The following is a 19,815-nucleotide window of genomic DNA, read 5'->3' on the forward strand; positions in this document are numbered from 1 at the left end:
ATCTAGTTTTATTACAAATTACGAAATCATGAAAAAAATATTAATAACAGGCGGAGCCGGATTTATCGGCTCTCATGTCGTACGCCGTTTTACAACGCAATATCCGGAATACCAGATTTACAATCTCGACGCACTTACTTACGCGGGCAACCTCGAAAACCTAAGTGATGTAGAACAACTGGATAATTATCATTTTGTAAAAGGAGATATTACTGATGCCGTTTTTATTGATCAGCTTTTTCAGGAAAATGACTTTTACGGTGTAATTCACCTTGCCGCCGAATCGCATGTAGATCGTTCTATTACTGATCCTTTATCCTTCGTAATGACCAATGTTGTTGGGACGGCGAATTTATTAAACGCCGCCCGTAAAGCGTGGAAAGATGACCTTGGAAAGCCTGACGCGCCAAGATTATTCTACCACGTATCGACGGACGAAGTGTACGGGGAATTGCATGATCCAAACGAGTTCTTCCTTGAAACAACCAAATATGACCCGCGTTCACCTTACTCGGCATCCAAGGCGTCGTCCGATCATTTCGTAAGAGCTTATCATTCGACATACAAATTACCTGTTGTCATATCCAACTGCTCGAACAATTACGGTCCGAATCATTTTCCGGAAAAACTGATTCCGCTAATGATCCACAACATCATCCAGAACAAGCCGCTGCCGGTTTATGGCAAGGGAGAAAATGTTCGTGACTGGTTGTTTGTGGAAGACCATGCAAGGGCTATCGATGTTATTTTCCATAAGGGCGCTGTCGGAGAAACGTACAATATTGGCGGCCATAACGAATGGAAAAACCTTGACCTGGTTTTCCTGCTTTGTAAAACAATGGACGAAAAACTTGGTCGTGAAGCAGGTACTTCTGAAAAACTGATCACCTATGTTACCGACCGGGCTGGCCATGACCTGCGCTATGCGATCGACGCGACTAAATTGAAGAATGAGCTCGGCTGGGAACCCTCTCTGCAATTTGCAGAAGGCCTGGAACGTACAGTCGACTGGTATCTTACAAACGAAGCGTGGCTCGAAAACGTAACTTCCGGCGCTTACCAAAAATATTACGAGGGCATGTACGCCACCAGATAAGAACATCTTAAACGATTTTTTACCCGTCGTACGGCTGAAACAGCCGTACGACGGGATCGAATTTAACAAATCTTACAATATAAAAAGAGCTGACAGCCAACTGCTGAAAGCCGAAAGCCATAATATGAAAGGAATAATTCTTGCTGGTGGATCCGGGACACGTCTTCATCCACTAACGCTGGCAGTGAGTAAGCAACTGATGCCCGTTTACGACAAACCGATGATTTATTACCCACTCTCGATTTTGATGCTTTCTGGGATTAATGAAATTCTAATCATTTCCACACCGCACGATCTACCTCATTTTGAGAAGCTTCTAGGTGATGGAAGTCGTATAGGATGCAAATTCACCTATGCCGTTCAGCCAAGTCCTGATGGGCTGGCACAGGCTTTTATCATTGGAGAGGAATTCATAGGCAAAGACAAAGTCGCCTTGGTGCTTGGTGACAACATTTTTTATGGATCCGGCTTGTCAAAATTACTGCAGGCAAACAACGATCCTACCGGTGGTGTGATCTACGCGTATCAGGTTCATGATCCGGAACGCTATGGGGTGGTAGAATTTGATCCTGACTTTAAAGCTTTGTCGATTGAAGAGAAACCACTTAAACCAAAATCTAACTATGCGGTTCCTGGTTTGTATTTTTATGATAACGATGTGGTAGATATTGCAAAAAATATCGAACCGTCACCAAGAGGTGAGTTGGAAATTACGGACATCAACAGAAAATATCTTGAACTTGGTAAGTTAAAAGTAGGGGTTCTGGATAGAGGAACAGCCTGGCTCGATACAGGTACTTTTGAATCTTTAATGCAGGCGGGGCAATTTGTACAAGTGATTGAAGAGCGTCAGGGGCTCAAAATCGGATGTATTGAAGAGGTCGCATTCCGAATGGGTTTTATTAACTCCAAAGAACTCGAAGAGGTCGCAAAACCATTGGTAAAAAGTGGCTACGGTAAGTATTTACTGGGCTTGGTATAACATCGGATTACCGAGAGTAATACGAATCCTTTAAAAATCGGGAAGGTAAAATTCAAATTTTATATTCTGTCAAATAAAAAGGACTGGGTATCAATTGGGTTTAATAAATTATTAATACTACAAAAAGTATAGAATAATTATAGTATATAATCAAGAATTATTGGTTGTTTTCGAATCACAAAATAGTGCAACTACCTATATATGTGACATATACAAAATATATAATTAATTTCAATTGTGATTTATCAGAGAATTTTCGTAAAATTGTTACAACTATTTACCTACAACAATCATAAAATAAATTCTACATATAAGATTTATTTGTGTTAGATTTGTAATCGAATAGTTTTAGATATTGCCTTGGAATACAAATACTAAATATTACATTTTTATAAGCTATTGCTATGCTTGTCAAGATTTAATATAGGAATACATACTCAACGTTATTTTTAAAATTATGAAAAATCGCTATCCAGGGCTCCTTCCCAAGGCCCACTTGTGGACAGATCTTGTCCTTCTGAACGGTGCCTTTCTCTTTGCTTACCTTGTAAGGTTTGGAGATTTGTCTAATCTGTTCCAAAATCAATATGTAAATCTGTTATTGGTAGCCAATCTTTTGTGGATTTTCACCATCTACGTTTTAAAAACGTACCTTTTTACAAGATTGTCTTACAATTTCAACACCCAGATTGGAAACCTTTTTAAAGCAGCTCTTATACACGCAGCAACCATTATGGCTTTTCTTTACCTCTTCAAAGAGGGAGAAGCATATTCACGCCAGCAATTTTTAATGACCTACGGAGCGTTTCTTATCATGGCGCTGACAGTTCGGGCTGCAACGGTGTTGTCTCTTAAGCTTTATCGTCAGGCTGGTTACAATTACAGCCGTTATGCCATTGTAGGCAAAGGAGACCTAGCGACACTGATCCGTGGTTTTTATAACGACAGGAAAGAGTTAGGATACCGTTTCTGTGGCATGTTTGAATTCAACAACAATAACGACGAACTGAATAGCCTGGAGGCTTTGATGGGCAACCAAAAACTTGATTATGTTTATTGCTGTCTGTCTGAGATGAGCGATGAGCAGGTTAGAGGCGTAATTAAACTTGGGGAACGGCAAAAAACACAAATTCGCTTAGTTCCAGATTTTCGTGGATTTATGACGAATATGGCTACCATTGAATACCACGACATGTATCCGATTATTCAAGTTAATACTAAGCCCTTTTCAAGTATTAACGAGCAGACATTAAAAAGATCTTTTGACCTGATATTTTCAAGTGTTGTAATGTTATTGGGAGCACCCATTTTCCTTTCAGTTATGGCTGCTGTAAAACTTACATCTAAAGGTCCGGTATTCTACCGCCAGAGACGTTGCGGACAGTGGGGTGAAATGTTTGAGATTTACAAGTTCCGCAGTATGTGCGTAAACGCCGACAAAATGGGTCAACATTCCACAGGCGACAGTGATCCCCGTATTACATCCATTGGCAGAATATTACGAAAAACAAGACTGGATGAGTTACCTCAGTTCTACAACGTACTAAGAGGTGATATGTCTGTCGTAGGTCCACGACCTCTTTACAAATACGATGTGGATATGTTGATGGAAGCAGAGCCACACGATTTCCAAAGGCTATTGACGGTAAAACCGGGCATCACTTCCATCGGGCAAATCAATGTCGGTTACGCCGATACCGTTGCAAAAAATGTAGAGCGCTTGAAATACGATCTTCAGTACTTGAAGTCATATAGTGTTATGGATGATATCAATCTTATTTTCAAAACCATGCAAGTAATGGTCTTGGGAAGAGGTCAATGATCCTTCCTGCAGATAAACCCTGAGAACAACCTCCGAAGTGTTTTGAAATCCTGTATTTATATTATATAAATAATTGTTAAACTATTAATTCCACAAATCAATTTTACTCACGATGAAAAAACGTACGATTAAATTAGCAGTATACAGTCTTTTAATGACTGCCATGCTGTTCAACTGTAAGGATAAGGATAAAGATCCGGACGCACCAGATTCCGGCCTCATCGATGACCTTAACAAGGTGGAAGTTGTTCCTATTACTGTTGTTGCACCTGCTGCTGTAAAATCAACCGAAGCAAGTATTGAAGCTTCTGCAAAAGCAACTGAGGTTGCTGGAGCATTGGATGGCATAGCTGCATCTGGTACAGTACCAGCAAGTGTATCTGGCGCCGCCGGTAATGTATCGGGAGCAATCTCTGCCTCGGAAGTTAGCACGTTGAATTCTGTTTCTTCTGAAACCGTCTCAGCAGTTGCAGCAGGTGGAGCTTTATCACCGGAGTTAAAAACTATCCTTGACAAAGCAATGGCTAATTCTGCTGTTGCAGCGTATTTGCCTAAGTTCACCTTCCCAACAGTTGAGGGTGTAGCTTTAAAGGGTACACGTGTAGCTGGTTCTGAAAGTGTTGAAAAAGTAGAAGGTGTGCAAGTTAATGATGCTTGTGTAGACGCTGCCAACAACGCGTTTGATGCTGTTAAAACGAAACTTGATGCTTCAAAAGCAACTGAGGTTGCAAAAGTTGACGCAGCCTATGCGACTTGGATTGCTCCTATTGCTGCTGCACAAACAGCATGTACAGATGGACTTACGCCCAAATATGCAGCTTACAGAGCTGCGGCTCAGCAAACTGCTGCTGCTGCAATCGCTGATCTGGATGCTGCTCAGGGTGTTCTAGGAAATTTATATCCTGTTTTAAAGGCCCTTGTTAATATTCAGCTTTTAGGAGCGCTTAGTTCTATTAACACGTTGGAAGCAGCGGACAAACAAGCTTGTATTGCAAAAGCTACTGCTGCTAAATCACTTGCAGACGCCGCAAAAACAGCAAACTTATCAAAAGTTGACGCAGCTTATTCAACAGCTATAGCAGAAGCTAACAAGCTTAGAACCGACGCAATAGCAAGTTGCCATAACCAAGGTGGTGGTAACTAAAAACAAACTTTATGAATCTAAAATTGATTTTGGTATCATCCACATTGGTTAACAAGATTCGTATATTTTTTACCAGAAAGGGCAATAGTTTATTGCCCTTTCTGGTAATTTTATGTGCGAGCACTTCTGGCTATGGTCAGATGAATATTTCCGGAAAGCCCGGTTTGATGTACGTGCCTAGTGCCAGTGAGACCAAAGAAGGTAACTTTCAGTTTGGTATTAATTACAACCCCATTAACTACGGTTTCCGTTTTAATAAAAAAAACTCCGAAAATATTTATTTCATCAATGTCACCATTGTACCTCGTTTGGAAGTAAATGTCAATCTGCTCCGTATTAACAACGAAAAAATAAACGGGCAAAAAGGTATCGGAGACCGACAGATCGATTTCAAGTATCTCATCTTAAAAGAGAAAAAATATCAACCGTCACTTGCGCTTATCATCTCCGCTCCTTTCGGTATTGACAATTCCCTGACTACAAATGCCCTCGTAGCAACCAAATCGTTTAAATTATCTGGCAAATTAGCTGCCGAGGTAACAGCAGGCTTGGGAAGCCCCTACTACATTCAAAGAGACGATTCTGAAAAAGACAATTACAATATTTTTCAGGATCTTAAATTTCGAAAAAAGAAGGAACTGGCTTACTATTATTTATCCGGTCCGATTGGCGGAGTAAATTTCAAATATGCTAATAAGGGTGGCCTCATGGTTGAATGGGATTCACAACATCTTAATATCGGTGCTTACGGAACCTTGTTCAAAAGGTGGACGATCCAGGCTGGTGTTATCAATTTCGACCAGATCACATTCGGGACATCATATGCCCTCAATCTTAAAACGCTGCCAAAACGGTTAAAAAAAGCGAATGAAAATTAGTACACTGCTTTCAGGAATTTTCTTGTTTCTTGGTATTTCTCCGGTATTTGCACAAAGCGATTCTACACTGGCTAAGCGTAAATCTCTTTGGTTAAATTACGAAAATACGACTCTGGATCCGCTGAACGGCAGGATCTACTATGAACAACGCCTTGATAGAAACCCTTTGTATGGTTTGCTGGAAATGCGTAAATCCTTAGCGGATAACAACATCCATGAATACCTTCCGATGTTCCAGGGTATTATCATCGGAAAATATAAACTGGGGTCTAAAATCACCGCGTCCGTTCCGACTTTGGAAGAAAGGCAAAACCAGCGTATCAAATTTTTTCCGCACCCAAGCCGGTATAAATTCGATTTTTGGATTCAACCTCTGTTTTCGGCCGTTTTTGGGTATCGTAAACAGACACTACAAAGTAATACGAGCGTGCTTTTGCAAACGCAGTTTTATTTATGGCAGGGAATGGTGTTAAATGCGGGAATTCTCTTCCCGATCACAAACGACATGAACAGTCATCCAAAAATTATCCGTCCTGCTCCGGTTTTCCTTAACCAGTTTTATGCGTTCGGGAAAAATTTTATCAGCGCATCGGCCGGCTATTTTTACAATGACCAGTATGGTGTAAATGTACAATACCGCCATACCGACATGACAAATCCCTGGTCCTTCGGTGCGGAAGCGGGTTTGACGGGTTACTATTATTATCCAAGAGGAGGAATTTACGCAGGGCCATTGGATCAGTTGTTTTTACAGGCTGACGTTGCTTATCGCCTTACTCAACCGGATATTACGCTTAAATTATCAGGAGGACAATATCTTTGGAAAGACCGCGGTGTGCGTGTAGATTTTGTAAAGCAATTTACAAATGTGGAAATTGGTCTCTATGCGATGAAAACAGTCAACGGCGCCACAGCGGGATTTAACTTCGCGATTCCGATTCCACCGGGCAAAATCCTGCAAGGACAAAATGCCCGTTTGAGAACAACAGACCAGTTTCGCTGGGAATACTCATACACACGCGGCTTCCAGATCGGCGAGCGTTACCGGACAGGTTATGCGCTTGATCAAAAGCTCAGACAATACCATACGAATTACTTAAATTCTCAAAGAGAAAATTGATTGGAATATCTTTCCGGAATACTCTTTTCACTTTCAGATTATAATTCCGTTACTTTACCTCGACAATAATTCACACCAGCACATGAAAATAGTAGTACTTGGAGCTTCGGGACAGCTCGGCCATTGCCTTAAAAAAGTAGCAGAAGAAAGAAATATCACTGACATATCATTCCCATCAGAACAGGATGGAAATATTCTTGATGCCAATCTTCTGGACATTTTGTTCAGCAAAGAAAACCCGGAATTTGTAATTAACTGCGCGGCCTATACCGCTGTGGACAAAGCAGAAGATGAAATTGATATCTGTCGCCGGGTAAACCGTGATGGCGCTGAGATCATCGCACAATCCTGCGTAAAACACAATGCTACGCTGATTCATGTGTCAACTGATTTCGTTTTTAAAGGAAACGTACCCCAGCTTTTGTCTGAAACCGATCCTGCCGAACCTGAAAATATCTACGGTTTGACAAAACTGGAAGGCGAGAAAGCAATTTCTGATGTATTGGAAAAACATTTCACATTAAGAACAAGCTGGCTTTATTCAGAGTTTGGCAACAATTTTGTAAAAACCATGCTTCGTTTGGGCGGAGAAAGAGAACAACTTGGTGTGATCATGGATCAGGCAGGCTCTCCTACTTACGCAATTGACCTGGCCGGTGCTATTTTTGACATCATTGAGTCAAACAGTACTTCCTACGGAATCTTCCATTACAGCAACGAAGGCGTAACTTCCTGGTTTGATTTTGCAAAAACCATTTTTGACATCAGCGAAACTTCGGTAAAAGTCAATCCGGTAAAAACTTCCGAGTACGTAACCAAAGCGGTTCGCCCGGCCTATTCTGTCATGGATAAGTCGAAAATAAAAAGCACATTTGGAATCGAAATCCCATATTGGAGAGAAAGTTTAAAAGTTTGTTTGTCAAGACTGAGCCAAAACTAATAACCCTCTCCCCGGTCAGCAATTCTGATCTGAAACAGTAATCGAAATAAAAAGAGGATACCCGAAACCTACTCGTGTATCCTCTTTTTATATGAGATAAAGTCGTGTGTCTGCGCTAACATGCCCATCTTCCTGCCAGACCGGTAAATATAAATTCTGTCCTTCCTGAAATTTTTTTTGTGTTAAAGCGGTACCTTGCAACGTTGGCAGGGCGTTGATATTGCCTTGCCATGTTAAATTTACACCAGCATAAAAGTCATCACCATAATATTTTACACTTTTATGTTTAATATGCAATACTTTTTATTAACCCGCTCGACATTTGAAACCAACCCCTGCTCCCGGCGCTTCCATAGCGGAGTGTGGAATGGCGTGTAAAACCATTCATAAACACCAACAGCAATCCGGCCTTTCGGATCAGGTTTTTACTTTTTTCTCAGAACTTTTCAATACCAACGACTGGCCGCCAAGATGGTATTGCGGCACCTGGTCGGATTTCCACGGCTGGCTTTACATCGCTTCTGATTTCCTGACCTGGGCTGCGTATTTTCTTATTCCGGTATTGCTGGTCAGGATGATCATAAAACGGAAAGACTTTCCGTTTCCAAAAATTGCCTGGTTATTCGTTGCATTCATCGTTTTATGCGGTACTACACACTTCATCGACGCCATTATTTTCTGGTGGCCTTTATACCGTCTCAGTGCCCTGATCAGATTTCTGACTGCTGTTGTTTCAATGGTCACGGTTTATGCTTTACATAAAATACTGCCCAGTGTCTTACAGCTACGGTCTGTAAAGGAACTTGAACATGAGATCAGGGAACGCCGTTTGGTGGAAGAGAAACTTGCAGCCAGTGAGTTTTTACTATCAGAAGCCGGGCACGTGGGTCGTGTTGGAGGATGGGAATTTGACAACATATCCAACCGGTTTGAGTGGTCAAAAACGGCTTATGAAATTCTTGAATCCGAAGCCGGCCAGATCGATGAAATGGACGATACTGTATCGCTGTTTATCGAACCGCATCGTGAAATCATGAAACAATCGCTGACCAATGCCTATGAACAAGGCATCGGTTGGGACCTCGAACTTCAAATGATTACATTCAAAAATCAAAAAAAATGGGTAAGGTATTATGGAAAACCTCTTTTTGATCAGAATGGAAAACTAATAAAAATCCGGGGAGTTTTGATGGACATTGATAAGTACAAAATCAACGAGCTGGACCTTAGCAAATCCGTTGATACGATGGCCCGACAAAACAACCAGCTCAAAAATTTCACGCACATACTCTCGCATAACCTGCGTAATCACGCCAATAATATTTCGCTGCTTTCCAATTTTATGGATGAAACCACACTGGATAATAACAATTCAGAGATATTTCAAAAAATCAGAACTGTTTCCGGCGGCCTGAATAGTACGCTGGACGATCTTTCCAGTATCCTTAAGATAAGGGACGGTTATTTGCCAAGTGAAAATTTAAGCTTCAAAGAAGTCACAAAAAAAACACTCAAAGTACTGGAAGTCGCGTTAAATGCGAGTGATGCAACAGTGGATATGCACTTTGAATTTGACACGATCTTGTTTCCAAGCGTATATCTGGAAAGTATCATTATGAATCTGATGTCAAACGGCATCAAATACAAACAAACTGACATTCCTTTACATGTTACGCTTAAAACGTATCTTAATGAAGATCAAACCAAGATATTCGAGTATTCGGATAACGGGATTGGTATTGACTTAGACTTACACGGTGAAAAAATATTCGGCCTTTATAAAACTTTTCACGCTCACAAAGATGCGCATGGCGTCGGGCTATTTTTGATAAAAAACCAGATCGAATCGCAGGGTGGAAAAATTGAGGTAATCAGTAAACCCAACCAAGGAACAACTTTTAAAATTACTTTTAATGAAAAAAATTGATTTGCTGTGTGTAATAGATGATGACCCCATATACACCTTCCTTATTAAAAGAATCATTGATGAAGCAGAGGTATCCCTGAAATCAATTTTCTTTAAAAATGGTCGCGAAGCACTGAATTATTTTACCGAACACAAAGACAACTCAGAAAAACTGCCCCAGCTCGTTCTCGTCGATATCAATATGCCGATTCTGGATGGCTGGCAATTCATGGATGGGTTTGCAACGTTGGCAACATCTTTCAGAAATAATATCGCTGTTTACATTAGCAGCTCTTCAACCGATGAAGATGATTTCCAGAGGGCTTCGGAAACACCGCATGTACTCGAACTGATACCCAAGCCAATCTCTTCAGAGCGGCTTCGCGAGCTGGTCGTAAAACTAGAATCCTGATAGAACACGAAATCCACCCGATTGTCCAGACAAAAATGGTCGTGATTTAACCTTATTTTATCGCTGTAAGATCAACGTACCCCGGCGCGTGAACTCGTGTCCTTTGCTACTTTTGTATTTAAAAAGATAAGTATAAACACCAATGGGAGCATCCATTCCATTGGTTTTCCCATTCCATTGCGGATCCTTATCGGCATTAATAAAAATACTTGTACCCCAGCGATTGTAAATGTTAAGCGCCATCCCTTCTCCGCCCACTACATTGATTTTGAAGACTTCATTAATACCGTCGTTATTGGGCGTAAAAATATCGGGAACAAGTAGCTTCGCGTCGCAGATCCCAAAATCAGCTTTTATTTTTTTCTCAATAAAACAGGTGGAATCAGCTTTGTCAAATACCCGTATGTTGAACGTCTGAACGCCCGAACCTTCGAGTGTAACTTTCTTTAATGCATTATCAGATTCCGATATCCCCTGCCCCGACCATCGTATTCTTGCATTGGCGCTCGCTGACAATTCTACTAGCCCGCATTCCAGTTTCTGAACAGAAGGAATAACTTCAAGAACTTCGACGTCTACATTTTCAGAATGAACAGGCGGTTCGGAGCACCTGGCATTGGTCACGGTTACCGAATAACTTCCGGAACTTACCGGCTTGTATACCGCCGTATGCTGACTGGTGATCAAAGAATCTCCTTTATACCATTCATACACCACGGTCGAATTCGCAGGTAAAACATTGGCAGTCAGCGTCACATTGTTACAGTCTTTTGTTTGAGAAAGGGACACAGAAGATTTTTCGCGAACAACTGCTGATATCAGATTGGGCAACCCCATACCACTTGTTCCCGTTGACAATTTAAAACCGTCGTTGATGTATTTGGCACTGTAACCCTTCTTATTAGGTTCATGAATCACACCTAAAAACTTGGCCCCGTGCCGGGTAACATAAATTTTATTGTCGGGTCCCAATTGCAACGCCCCATAGTAAGATTCCGGTGGCCTGCCTATTTCAACCTTCGAGCTCAGAATTTTAGCCGGATTCGGGTCGCTGATATCCATTTGAAGGATCGGGCTCAGTAAAGTAACCGTTTCACAGACATACAGAAAGTGTTCATCCGGAGAAAATTCCACACCATAAGCCCAGCGAAATTCGGGATGTTCCAGCGTAATGGCATTTGAGACCGTTCCGCTTGCGTTATCAAAGTCAAAAAGTTCGTATTTGCTTTTACCAAAAATGGCCATTGCCATTCGTCTTCCGGTAGGCGAAACTTTGAGCGTTCCCACCGATTTGTTAAGATCCAGCGAACTTCCTATTTTGCTCCGTACATAAACTTGCTGAATTCCATCGGCCGTTATCTGATAAGATCTGAAAATATTATTTCCGAACTCATGTGCGATAACCCAAAAATCCCGGCCGTTGCAATGTCGGACAGCTGCCAGTTTTTCTGTGGAATTACGCATCAGAACCGTTCTGTCAATAATACCGCCAGCTCCTTTATTGAGTGTAATGTCGACCGTAACGCAGACCAGTTCACTGAAAGTAGAAAAAACATAATAGACATTGGCGTTGCCTGGCTTCGGAACAATAATGGCAGATTGGGTCGAGCTTTCGTCACCTCCCATTTGAATATCCGCCGAAATCACTTTATGCTGGTTGTTCCATATCTGAAGGCCATCGGTGTACAAAACCAGCTTTCCTTTTTCATCACAAATGGAGGCACAGCCCTCCCGCTGAAAAAGTTTTCCATCAGATAAAGCCTTGGGAGTAGTCGCACTAAAATCGATTCCGGCATTGTACCCAAAATACCAAACATTTCCACGTTTGTTGTCCTGAGCGGAGTTTGGGTGAAATGTCAATAAAAGCGCAAAAAATAGAATAAAAAAACGACACATCATATATTCAATTACTTTTCAGATAAAGAATTGGATATTATAAAGCAGAGCGTGCCTGGGTTATTAATTAAGATTTTAATTTAATGATAATTAACAACAAATAAGTGACTTAACAGATTTTTAACATTTAACAAACCGTTAAATAAATAGAAAAAAATAATCTTTACCGGCGAAAACACCTGCATCATAAAGCAAAAAAAGGATGAAAAGCAGTTGCTGCTTTTCATCCTTCTGTCTTACACAAAAAATCTTATCCGCTAACTTTCAATTCACTGCCCTTACAATCTTCACACCTTTTGGCGCGTCAATTGTCGACTTTATTTTTCCATCGGCAGACTTTTCGTGGCGTATCTTCACCACGCCCATGGGTGTAGGAAAACTACCTTCAACCCAGTTCAAGTCACCAAGATTCGGTTGAATTTTAATTGTTTTACAGCCAGGTTCCAGAACGGACACGCCCAAAACATGTTCAGAAAGCCATGAAGTAGGCCCGGATGCCCAGCCGTGGCAAAGGCTGTGACGCAGATTTTTGTAACAATAAGCACCGAAATCGCCATGAATATCATCTTTTCCGTCGGGGACAATTTCGGTAATCGGGGCTGCATTTTTTGTCCAATCCAGATCAAAATCTTCCCAGAAAGTAGTTGCACCCATGTCGAGCATTCCGCCCCAGTAGTTCCGGATACAATCAATCGCACCCTGATAATCACCAGCTTTGGCACGTGCCTGAAGCATATAATAACCATAAAACGTAGACATTCTCGCACAACCATCCACCGCTAACACTTCACTGTTTGCTTTCTGAGCCGGAACAAGACCTGATAATGCAAGCAAAGCGGCGGCTTGTTTTGAACCATTGGCATCGGGCACATAAAGTTTAAGATTGACCGCGGCCTCCTTACATTTTTTCGCCTCAGCCGGCTCATCCAGAATTGTACACAGTTCGGCACCTGCTTCAAGCGTCATAACCATCATGGCATGTAGTCCCGCATGAATTGCCTTCGGATTTTCGCTTGATGGCCAGTCAAGAAATCGCGTTCCGTCCAGAGCCTCCTTGTTATCTTTGGTTTTGCTCATCAAAAGATCCAACAGCTCAACAAGGTATTTTTGCTGCTTTCTTAAATAAGCCAGATCTCCCTGATATTTGTAAAGATCTCGGTGGATCAGCACCCACCACATGGAATACGCACTGATTCCGTTCATCCAGCCAGGTAGCGGCGTGATGTCTCTCGCCTGATCGAGGCTTTTTGCTACCACTTCGTTCTGGCCGAATACAGAATTAATCGTCATAATTTCAGGGTGCATATCTCCTACCCAGACAAGTCTGTCTCTTTTAATCCCATCCCACAAAAACTGCTGCATATTCAAATGAACTGTGTAAGCTCCTGTGTTCCAAATCTGGTTCAGACGATTGTCACTGCTTTTAAAAGATCCAAGATAAGGGATATCGCGATACTCAAAAATGGCGCGCGCTTCTTTCAATTGAAGCTCACGATCGGCATCAACCAGATCAATACGAACAAAACGGAAACCGGTATTGCCTACCTGCATCACACCCAACCAGGGAACCTCGATCACGAAATCACGCATCGCATGATCATTCGTCGCACCACTTATTGTGTCAATCTCGGACATGGTTTCGCTTACTGATTCTCCAAAACGTAACCTTACTTTGATCGGCCGGTGATCCGCAGGCTGGTCCGTTACCAGCTGCACCCCTCCCTGAATTTCTTTACCAAAATCAAGAACCAGCCCTGGTTTTTCACCATCCTTGCTGATAAGCTTGCAAAAATTCTTGTGCACCAGATCGGCCTGGCCTGTTCCCGGACGCAGTAGGTTTTCCGCATCAACAATACTCTTTCCGCTTCGGTCCGACTGCCAGACAATCCTTGTGGCTGTCAGATACTGCCGCACCCGCGAATCTTTCTCCGCAGGATAATCAGCACCAAAAACCGGCGGCAGGTTCTGTGCGCAGAGCTGTTGGATTTGTAAAAAAAGAAGACAAAAAGTGTAAAGGAAAAACTTTTTCAAAATTTAAGAGATTAAGGTGTTTAACAGTAATATTTCAGGAAAGTAAAGTATTATTTCCCTATAATCCAGCCTGCTGTATCCTGCTCAGGATCGTTGTAAACAAATGGGCATTTTTTCAAAATGGTGGCTAGCAAATTTTCGCTCTGTTTTTTACAGGAATGACAAGTTTTAGTCCCGACCATACCAGATCCACGGCACATACTTTGACGTCGACAAGCCCGATAGCCAGTGCCAGTTTTCTGATAAGATCTTCGTTAATATCCGTCGCAATTTTCGAAGCTTTCTTCAGCCAGGCAATCCAGATCATTCCATCCTGCTCGATCTCCTCTTTTAAAACAGACAAATCTCTTTCCAATTCCTCAAAATCTTTGGCGAAATAATGGATCAAATTCTTTTTGCCGATTCTTTCCTCAGAAATTTCAATATGCTCCGGCCAGTCCTCGAAAAGATCAAAATAATATTCGGGCTGATTGATCAGCCGAATTTTGAAACCGGCTTTCAATCCCAGCTTTTTTGAAAGCGGCGATCCTGAATAACCCGTATTTTTCATTTTATGATCAATTAAACTCAAACGATTCTTTTTGCAATGTATGGGCAATAGTTTTTATCATGCAAATAACCCGCCTCTTAATAACCCGGATTTGTGAACGTTACGGTAAAAAATAAGAATTAAGAAACATTTACTCCTGCTTTAATTTTTTTTGTCTGTAAATGAAGCTTAACTTAGCCAATATGGTTAACACGCTTTTCAAATATCCTCACAAAATTTTTACCAACAGAACATCTGATTTCGTTGGTACATATTTGCTATTGTGCGGTCAGCTAACCTTTCAAAGCTTTTGTGTGAAGCTTTATTTCATTTCAAATTTCAAGGACTTCAACACGCTCGCCCCGGGCCGCTACTAGGATCCAGGGTTCGGGGAAAGACTCTTTCCGGTAAGATTTTATTTCAATCTTTTTTTGACGTCAGCAGTTTTGCCTACCAGCAAAATGCCGGTGCTGAAAAGATATTGACTGATCTGCCAATAATTTTCATAATCAGGCATCACCTCATTCATGGTTTGGACAAACCGTGAAACGGGACTACATGTGCCCTAATTTCAAAAAATCATATCCTAAAAAATATAATTATGGACAGTTTAAAAACTCCGGTTCTTCTTGGAGAAGAAGACTTCCGCGTACTGAAACAATTTGCAGAGCAATTTTCTTCCAGTGCCAAAACGCATGAAATGACTTTATCCTACGAGCTTAACAGAGCCATTGTCGTAGAAGATGATATATTGCCTGCCGGTTGCATCCGGCTTAATTCCTATGTAAAAGTCCGTGAACTGCATAGCAACACCGAAATGGAATTCAGTATTGTTTTGCCCGGCTTTGCCAACATCAAAGAGAACAAAATATCCGTCCTGACGCCCATGGGAGCAGCGTTGATAGGATTGTGTAAAGGAGAAAAAGTGGAATGGAAAATGCCTGGCGGTATGAAGTCGCTTGAAATACTGGAGGTAATCCAAAACCCCTCCTAATCAGTTACCATTCAGCATCAGGAAATGTCGTAATTTCCTGATGCTTTTATCTCACACAGCCTCGCGTTTCCTTCCATATCACATCCTCGCCATGATAAAACTGTGTGGTTTTCTGGGGATTTTTTCAACAAAAAACGCTATTCTGAAAAGTGTCGGAAAATCCGGAATAAGAAACTGAAAAATTTTAACGATTGTAATATTCCAATATAAAACAAAATCACGCATCAGCGTGATAGCGGGTGCCTATCAACAATTTTGTTGTTCCTCCATGTTTCCCGCCCCGATTTTCTTCTTGTCACCACTTCCATTACTTCGACGAAACGCATTTACATTATTTCGCAAGCGCATCAACAAAGCCGTATTAATTTAAGTAACTGACTGTATAGCTGGTACGAATATTTATCAGGAGAGTGTCAATCTGACAAATATGTCCGTGCTGAATTTATTTAACCCCGGATCTCAACGTTATACAAAATGAAAAAAGCCTTTTATATCTTACTGTTTTCAAGCCTGTTCCATGCTGCCCACGCCCAAAACAACGAAGAAAATCTAAGACCTTTAACAAACGATCAAAACTCGGTTGATTTTCTGCAATACCGGCCACGATGGAACATAAAGGTGGGGGCTGGCATGGGCACAACCTGGCGATACAAAAAGAACTTTCTGGATGCCTCTGCACTGTCACTTTCATTGGAGCCTTCCTACCGGCTGACCAACTATGTGGCTGTTGGACTTCGTGGAGAATATACTTTCATGAAATCCTATCTTTCCACGGTCGGCAGGATCAAAGCCGATCCCATTGGCTCTGTATCGGTGACGGGTGATGTCATAAAACTCTGGAATAACAGGTTCGCACCCTTCATCGGTTTAGGTGCCGGGGTGTATTTTCTGGGTACCGGCGAGTTTCCGGCCGGCGATAACCCTTCGGATGAAAACGTAGTCAAAGTCAGAAAAAACCTGGGCAACCGTTTTGGCTTCTCGCCGCGGATCGGACTTAACATCATGTCGTTTTCAGTAGCCATCGAACTTCATTTAATTGATGAAAAGGAATTTAACAACCGGGACTATGCTACTTTAAAACTTGGTTACACCTTGAAATAGTTGAAACAAGTATTTGTTCCCTCATCAATTAACGTCTGCAAATCACAGGCCGGTCTGTTTTACACCAAGGTGTCATCGGGCCGGTCTAATTTGTTAATAAATCCTAATATATGCTGGTTCTCAGAAGTGAAAAGTAAAATATGCTAAAACAATCCAAAAAGCGTTCTATTTTTGTCGCGGGCTATATTATGACCCGCATTACCCCCTGAACTCTTAAAAAATGGATAAAAAAAATGGCCTGACACCGCCAGAGGATCTTGATGGTTTGCCGCCGTTCGTAAGTTCCTGGCCACAGTTATACGCACTTCTGATTGCGACGCTGGTTATTCTTATTGCCCTCTTTTATTTATTCATGACCCACTTCGAATGAGCTATCTTGACTGGATTGTACTTTCTCTTACCCTTACTTTCATTGTGGCTTACGGCATTTACAAAAGCCGGGAAAACAGTAACATTGATTCCTATTTGCTTGCCAATAAATCCCTGCCGTGGTACCACGTGACATTGTCACTGATGGCAACACAGGCGAGCGCCATTACTTTTTTGTCTGCCCCAGGGCAGGCTTATACGGACGGAATGCGCTTCGTCCAGTTTTATTTCGGGCTTCCACTGGCTATGGTGATACTTTGTATCACCTTCGTGCCCAAGTTCAATAAACTCAAAATTTTTACTGCCTACGAGTTTCTTGAAGGCCGTTTTGACCTTCGCACACGCACGCTGACTTCATTTCTTTTTCTTTTGCAGCGTGGTCTTTCAACGGGACTTTCCATCTACGCACCATCACTGATTCTCTCCTCCATTCTTGGCTGGGACATCACCTGGACCAATATTATCTCAGGTGGAATCGTTATGCTTTATACCGTTTCGGGCGGTGCCAAGGCAGTTTCTCATACACATCTTCAGCAAATGGGAATCGTAACGGTCGGCATGGTCATTGCCGGATTTATGGTTGTCAAACTTTTACCAGAAAATGTGTCGTTCACCGACGCCCTTCATGTGGCCGGGAAAATGGGTAAAACAAACCTGATCGATTTCTCCTTTGACCTGAATAACCGTTACAACGTATGGTCCGGGCTGATCGGCGGTTTCTTTCTTCAACTCTCCTATTTTGGCACCGATCAGTCGCAGGTTGGCAGATATTTAACCGGAAGTTCCCAGGGACAAAGCCGTTTGGGACTGGCTATGAATGGCCTTTTGAAGATCCCGATGCAATTTTTAATACTGCTTGTGGGTGTGCTGGTTTTTGCATTTTACCAGTTTACCAATCCTCCTCTTTTTTTCAATCAGGTGGAAGTAAACAAGATCAAAAAAACACAGTATGCCAGTGAATTTGAGAAACTTGAAACTGAGCATGCCTTGATACAAAAAGGCAAACATGCGCATGTGATGGCATTGACCGACGCATTAAATAAGGGTGACGAGTCGGCTATTGACAAATCCCGGATTGTCCTGGGCGGTATTGAAAACGATGTCAAAGAAGTGCGTGGAAAAGCGCAGACTTTACTTTCAAAAGCCAACGGTGCAGAAGTCAATGATGTGAATTATATCTTCCTTCGTTTTGTCATCGATTACCTTCCGGTAGGTATGCTCGGACTGCTAATCGCGGTAATCCTGCTGGCGTCAATGGGCTCCGTTGCTGCGGCATATAACTCACTGGCTTCCTGCACAGTAGTAGATATTTACAAACGCATGTACCATAAAGATGACCAGGATAGAAACTATGTGCGGGCCTCCCGGTGGGCGACTTTCTTCTGGGGCATTTTCTGCATATTTGTTGCACAGTATGCGAGCCGCCTTGGCAGTATGATTGAGGCAGTTAACGTACTCGGCTCGCTTTTCTACGGTGTTATTCTGGGTATATTTCTTGTTGCTTTTTACTTCAAAAACATTGGCGGAAGAGCCGTTTTCTGGGCAGCTGTACTGGGCGAAATTTTCGTCGTGCTTAGCTATTGGAAAGACCTGACGGCATTCCTATGGCTCAACCTGATTGGCTGCGTGCTCGTGATTGCCTTTGCATGGGTACTGGAAAAAATCTGGCCGGAGAAAACGATCCTGACAGAAGAATTAACCCTATAACCTTAAAAAATGCTTCCTGTACTACGTACAATTTTGCACTTTACAAATATTAATTCCTATTAATCAAATAACTGTTTGATTTTTTCAAACAAACGTTTGATTTAATTTTTTAAACATCTACCTTTGATCCGTTATTAGTGCGCCCGGTCTTACTTTGATGGCGTCTGATACTGAGCCAATGGAATACAACAGCAAACAATTGCAGATTATCGGAGTAGCTGAAAAGCTATTTGCCGAAAAAGGGTTTTCCGGAACTTCTGTCCGTGACATATCCCAGGAAGCAGATATCAATGTCTCTATGATATCGTATTATTTCGGTTCCAAAGAGAAGCTGATCGAAGCACTTTTCGAAGTCAGGTCCAAAGATTTTCTGGCACGTCTTGAAAGTCTGCTGCTCAATGCAGACTTATCCCCTATTCAGAAAGTAAACCTGATGATCGACGGCGTTGTTGAGCGGCTTATCGAAAAACAGTGTTTTCATAACATTGTGGTAAGAGAGCAACTCACCGGCAACCGAACGCCTATCATTTCCGATCTGCTTCGTACCATGAAGATGAAAAACCTGAGAGCCATGGAAGGTATCATCGAAGAAGGCCAGCAACTGGGGGTTTTTCAAAAAAATGTTGACGTTCTCATGCTGTCAACAACACTTTTTGGAACCATCAATCAGGCCATTAGCACACAGCCGTTTTACCGCACGGTATACGGTCTGGAAGAAGCAACGCAGCAGGATCTCGACCTGCACCTGAAACAAAAACTGAGTACTCACCTAAAAAAAATCTTTCGGGTGATACTTGATCAGGAATTAAACGAGGCGATTGGCAGTTAATGCTAAAAGCCCCTCCTCCTGAAATTCGTCAACACCATTTTTTCATTATCAAATTAACA

At 42.0% G+C, this 19,815-nt stretch carries 16 protein-coding genes; 13 read left to right on the top strand and 3 right to left on the bottom strand.

Annotated elements, in window-relative coordinates; translation table 11 throughout:
• Positions 1-28 precede the first annotated feature (28 nt).
• The 9 genes from rfbB to M1L62_RS07000 all read left to right on the top strand — a co-directional run bounded on the left by rfbB (position 29) and on the right by M1L62_RS07000 (position 10,300).
• Positions 29-1,096 carry a dTDP-glucose 4,6-dehydratase gene (gene rfbB, locus M1L62_RS06960; RefSeq protein WP_254412308.1) on the top strand — a complete coding sequence of 356 codons (1,068 nt, stop codon included), beginning with the start codon at positions 29-31 and terminating at the stop codon, positions 1,094-1,096.
• A 124-nt stretch (positions 1,097-1,220) separates the two neighbouring features.
• Positions 1,221-2,078, top strand: coding sequence for a glucose-1-phosphate thymidylyltransferase RfbA (rfbA, locus tag M1L62_RS06965; protein WP_254412309.1), 858 nt, complete (start codon positions 1,221-1,223; stop codon positions 2,076-2,078).
• 457 nt (positions 2,079-2,535) lie between these two features.
• Positions 2,536-3,900 carry a sugar transferase gene (locus M1L62_RS06970; RefSeq protein ID WP_254412310.1) on the top strand — a complete coding sequence of 455 codons (1,365 nt, stop codon included), beginning with the start codon at positions 2,536-2,538 and terminating at the stop codon, positions 3,898-3,900.
• A 112-nt stretch (positions 3,901-4,012) separates the two neighbouring features.
• Positions 4,013-5,044: a hypothetical protein gene (locus M1L62_RS06975; RefSeq protein ID WP_254412311.1), complete on the top strand. Its 1,032-nt coding sequence runs from the start codon at positions 4,013-4,015 to the stop codon at positions 5,042-5,044.
• A gap of 11 nt (positions 5,045-5,055) precedes the next feature.
• A complete protein-coding gene (locus M1L62_RS06980) occupies positions 5,056-5,922 on the top strand; it encodes a YjbH domain-containing protein (RefSeq protein ID WP_254412312.1) in 867 nt (288 codons plus the stop codon).
• Positions 5,912-7,042: a YjbH domain-containing protein gene (locus M1L62_RS06985; protein ID WP_254412313.1), complete on the top strand. Its 1,131-nt coding sequence runs from the start codon at positions 5,912-5,914 to the stop codon at positions 7,040-7,042. Before M1L62_RS06980 ends, M1L62_RS06985 begins: the two co-directional genes overlap by 11 nt.
• Positions 7,043-7,124: 82 nt before the next feature.
• Entirely contained in the window at positions 7,125-7,982 is an 858-nt protein-coding gene (rfbD, locus tag M1L62_RS06990) for a dTDP-4-dehydrorhamnose reductase (RefSeq protein ID WP_254412314.1), read from the top strand.
• Positions 7,983-8,304: 322 nt separating this feature from the next.
• Positions 8,305-9,909, top strand: coding sequence for a sensor histidine kinase (locus M1L62_RS06995; RefSeq protein WP_254412315.1), 1,605 nt, complete (start codon positions 8,305-8,307; stop codon positions 9,907-9,909).
• On the top strand, positions 9,896-10,300 hold the full coding sequence (locus tag M1L62_RS07000) for a response regulator (protein WP_254412316.1): 405 nt from the start codon (positions 9,896-9,898) through the stop codon (positions 10,298-10,300). Before M1L62_RS06995 ends, M1L62_RS07000 begins: the two co-directional genes overlap by 14 nt.
• A 57-nt stretch (positions 10,301-10,357) precedes the next feature.
• On the opposite strand, the gene M1L62_RS07005 is transcribed toward M1L62_RS07000, so the two are convergent.
• From M1L62_RS07005 to M1L62_RS07015, 3 genes are all read right to left on the bottom strand, one after another.
• Entirely contained in the window at positions 10,358-12,199 is a 1,842-nt protein-coding gene (locus M1L62_RS07005) for a T9SS type B sorting domain-containing protein (protein WP_254412317.1), read from the bottom strand.
• Positions 12,200-12,460: 261 nt separating this feature from the next.
• The gene (locus tag M1L62_RS07010; RefSeq protein WP_254412318.1) at positions 12,461-14,227 is read right to left on the bottom strand and encodes an alpha-L-rhamnosidase-related protein; all 1,767 of its coding nucleotides are present in this window, start codon (positions 14,225-14,227) and stop codon (positions 12,461-12,463) included.
• A gap of 127 nt (positions 14,228-14,354) precedes the next feature.
• On the bottom strand, positions 14,355-14,777 hold the full coding sequence (locus tag M1L62_RS07015) for a DUF3052 domain-containing protein (RefSeq protein ID WP_254412319.1): 423 nt from the start codon (positions 14,775-14,777) through the stop codon (positions 14,355-14,357).
• Positions 14,778-15,357: 580 nt separating this feature from the next.
• Here M1L62_RS07015 and M1L62_RS07020 point away from each other — a divergent pair.
• The 4 genes from M1L62_RS07020 to M1L62_RS07035 all read left to right on the top strand — a co-directional run bounded on the left by M1L62_RS07020 (position 15,358) and on the right by M1L62_RS07035 (position 19,756).
• Entirely contained in the window at positions 15,358-15,750 is a 393-nt protein-coding gene (locus tag M1L62_RS07020; protein WP_254412320.1) for a GreA/GreB family elongation factor, read from the top strand.
• A gap of 474 nt (positions 15,751-16,224) precedes the next feature.
• Complete coding sequence (locus M1L62_RS07025) at positions 16,225-16,851, top strand: hypothetical protein (protein ID WP_254412321.1); 627 nt, start codon at positions 16,225-16,227, stop codon at positions 16,849-16,851.
• 366 nt (positions 16,852-17,217) lie between these two features.
• On the top strand, positions 17,218-18,927 hold the full coding sequence (locus M1L62_RS07030) for a sodium:solute symporter family protein (RefSeq protein ID WP_254412322.1): 1,710 nt from the start codon (positions 17,218-17,220) through the stop codon (positions 18,925-18,927).
• 157 nt (positions 18,928-19,084) lie between these two features.
• Entirely contained in the window at positions 19,085-19,756 is a 672-nt protein-coding gene (locus M1L62_RS07035) for a TetR/AcrR family transcriptional regulator (protein ID WP_254412323.1), read from the top strand.
• The last annotated feature ends 59 nt before the right edge of the window (positions 19,757-19,815 follow it).

The sequence above is a fragment of the Dyadobacter diqingensis genome (assembly GCF_024220585.1).
GTDB lineage: Bacteria > Bacteroidota > Bacteroidia > Cytophagales > Spirosomataceae > Dyadobacter > Dyadobacter diqingensis.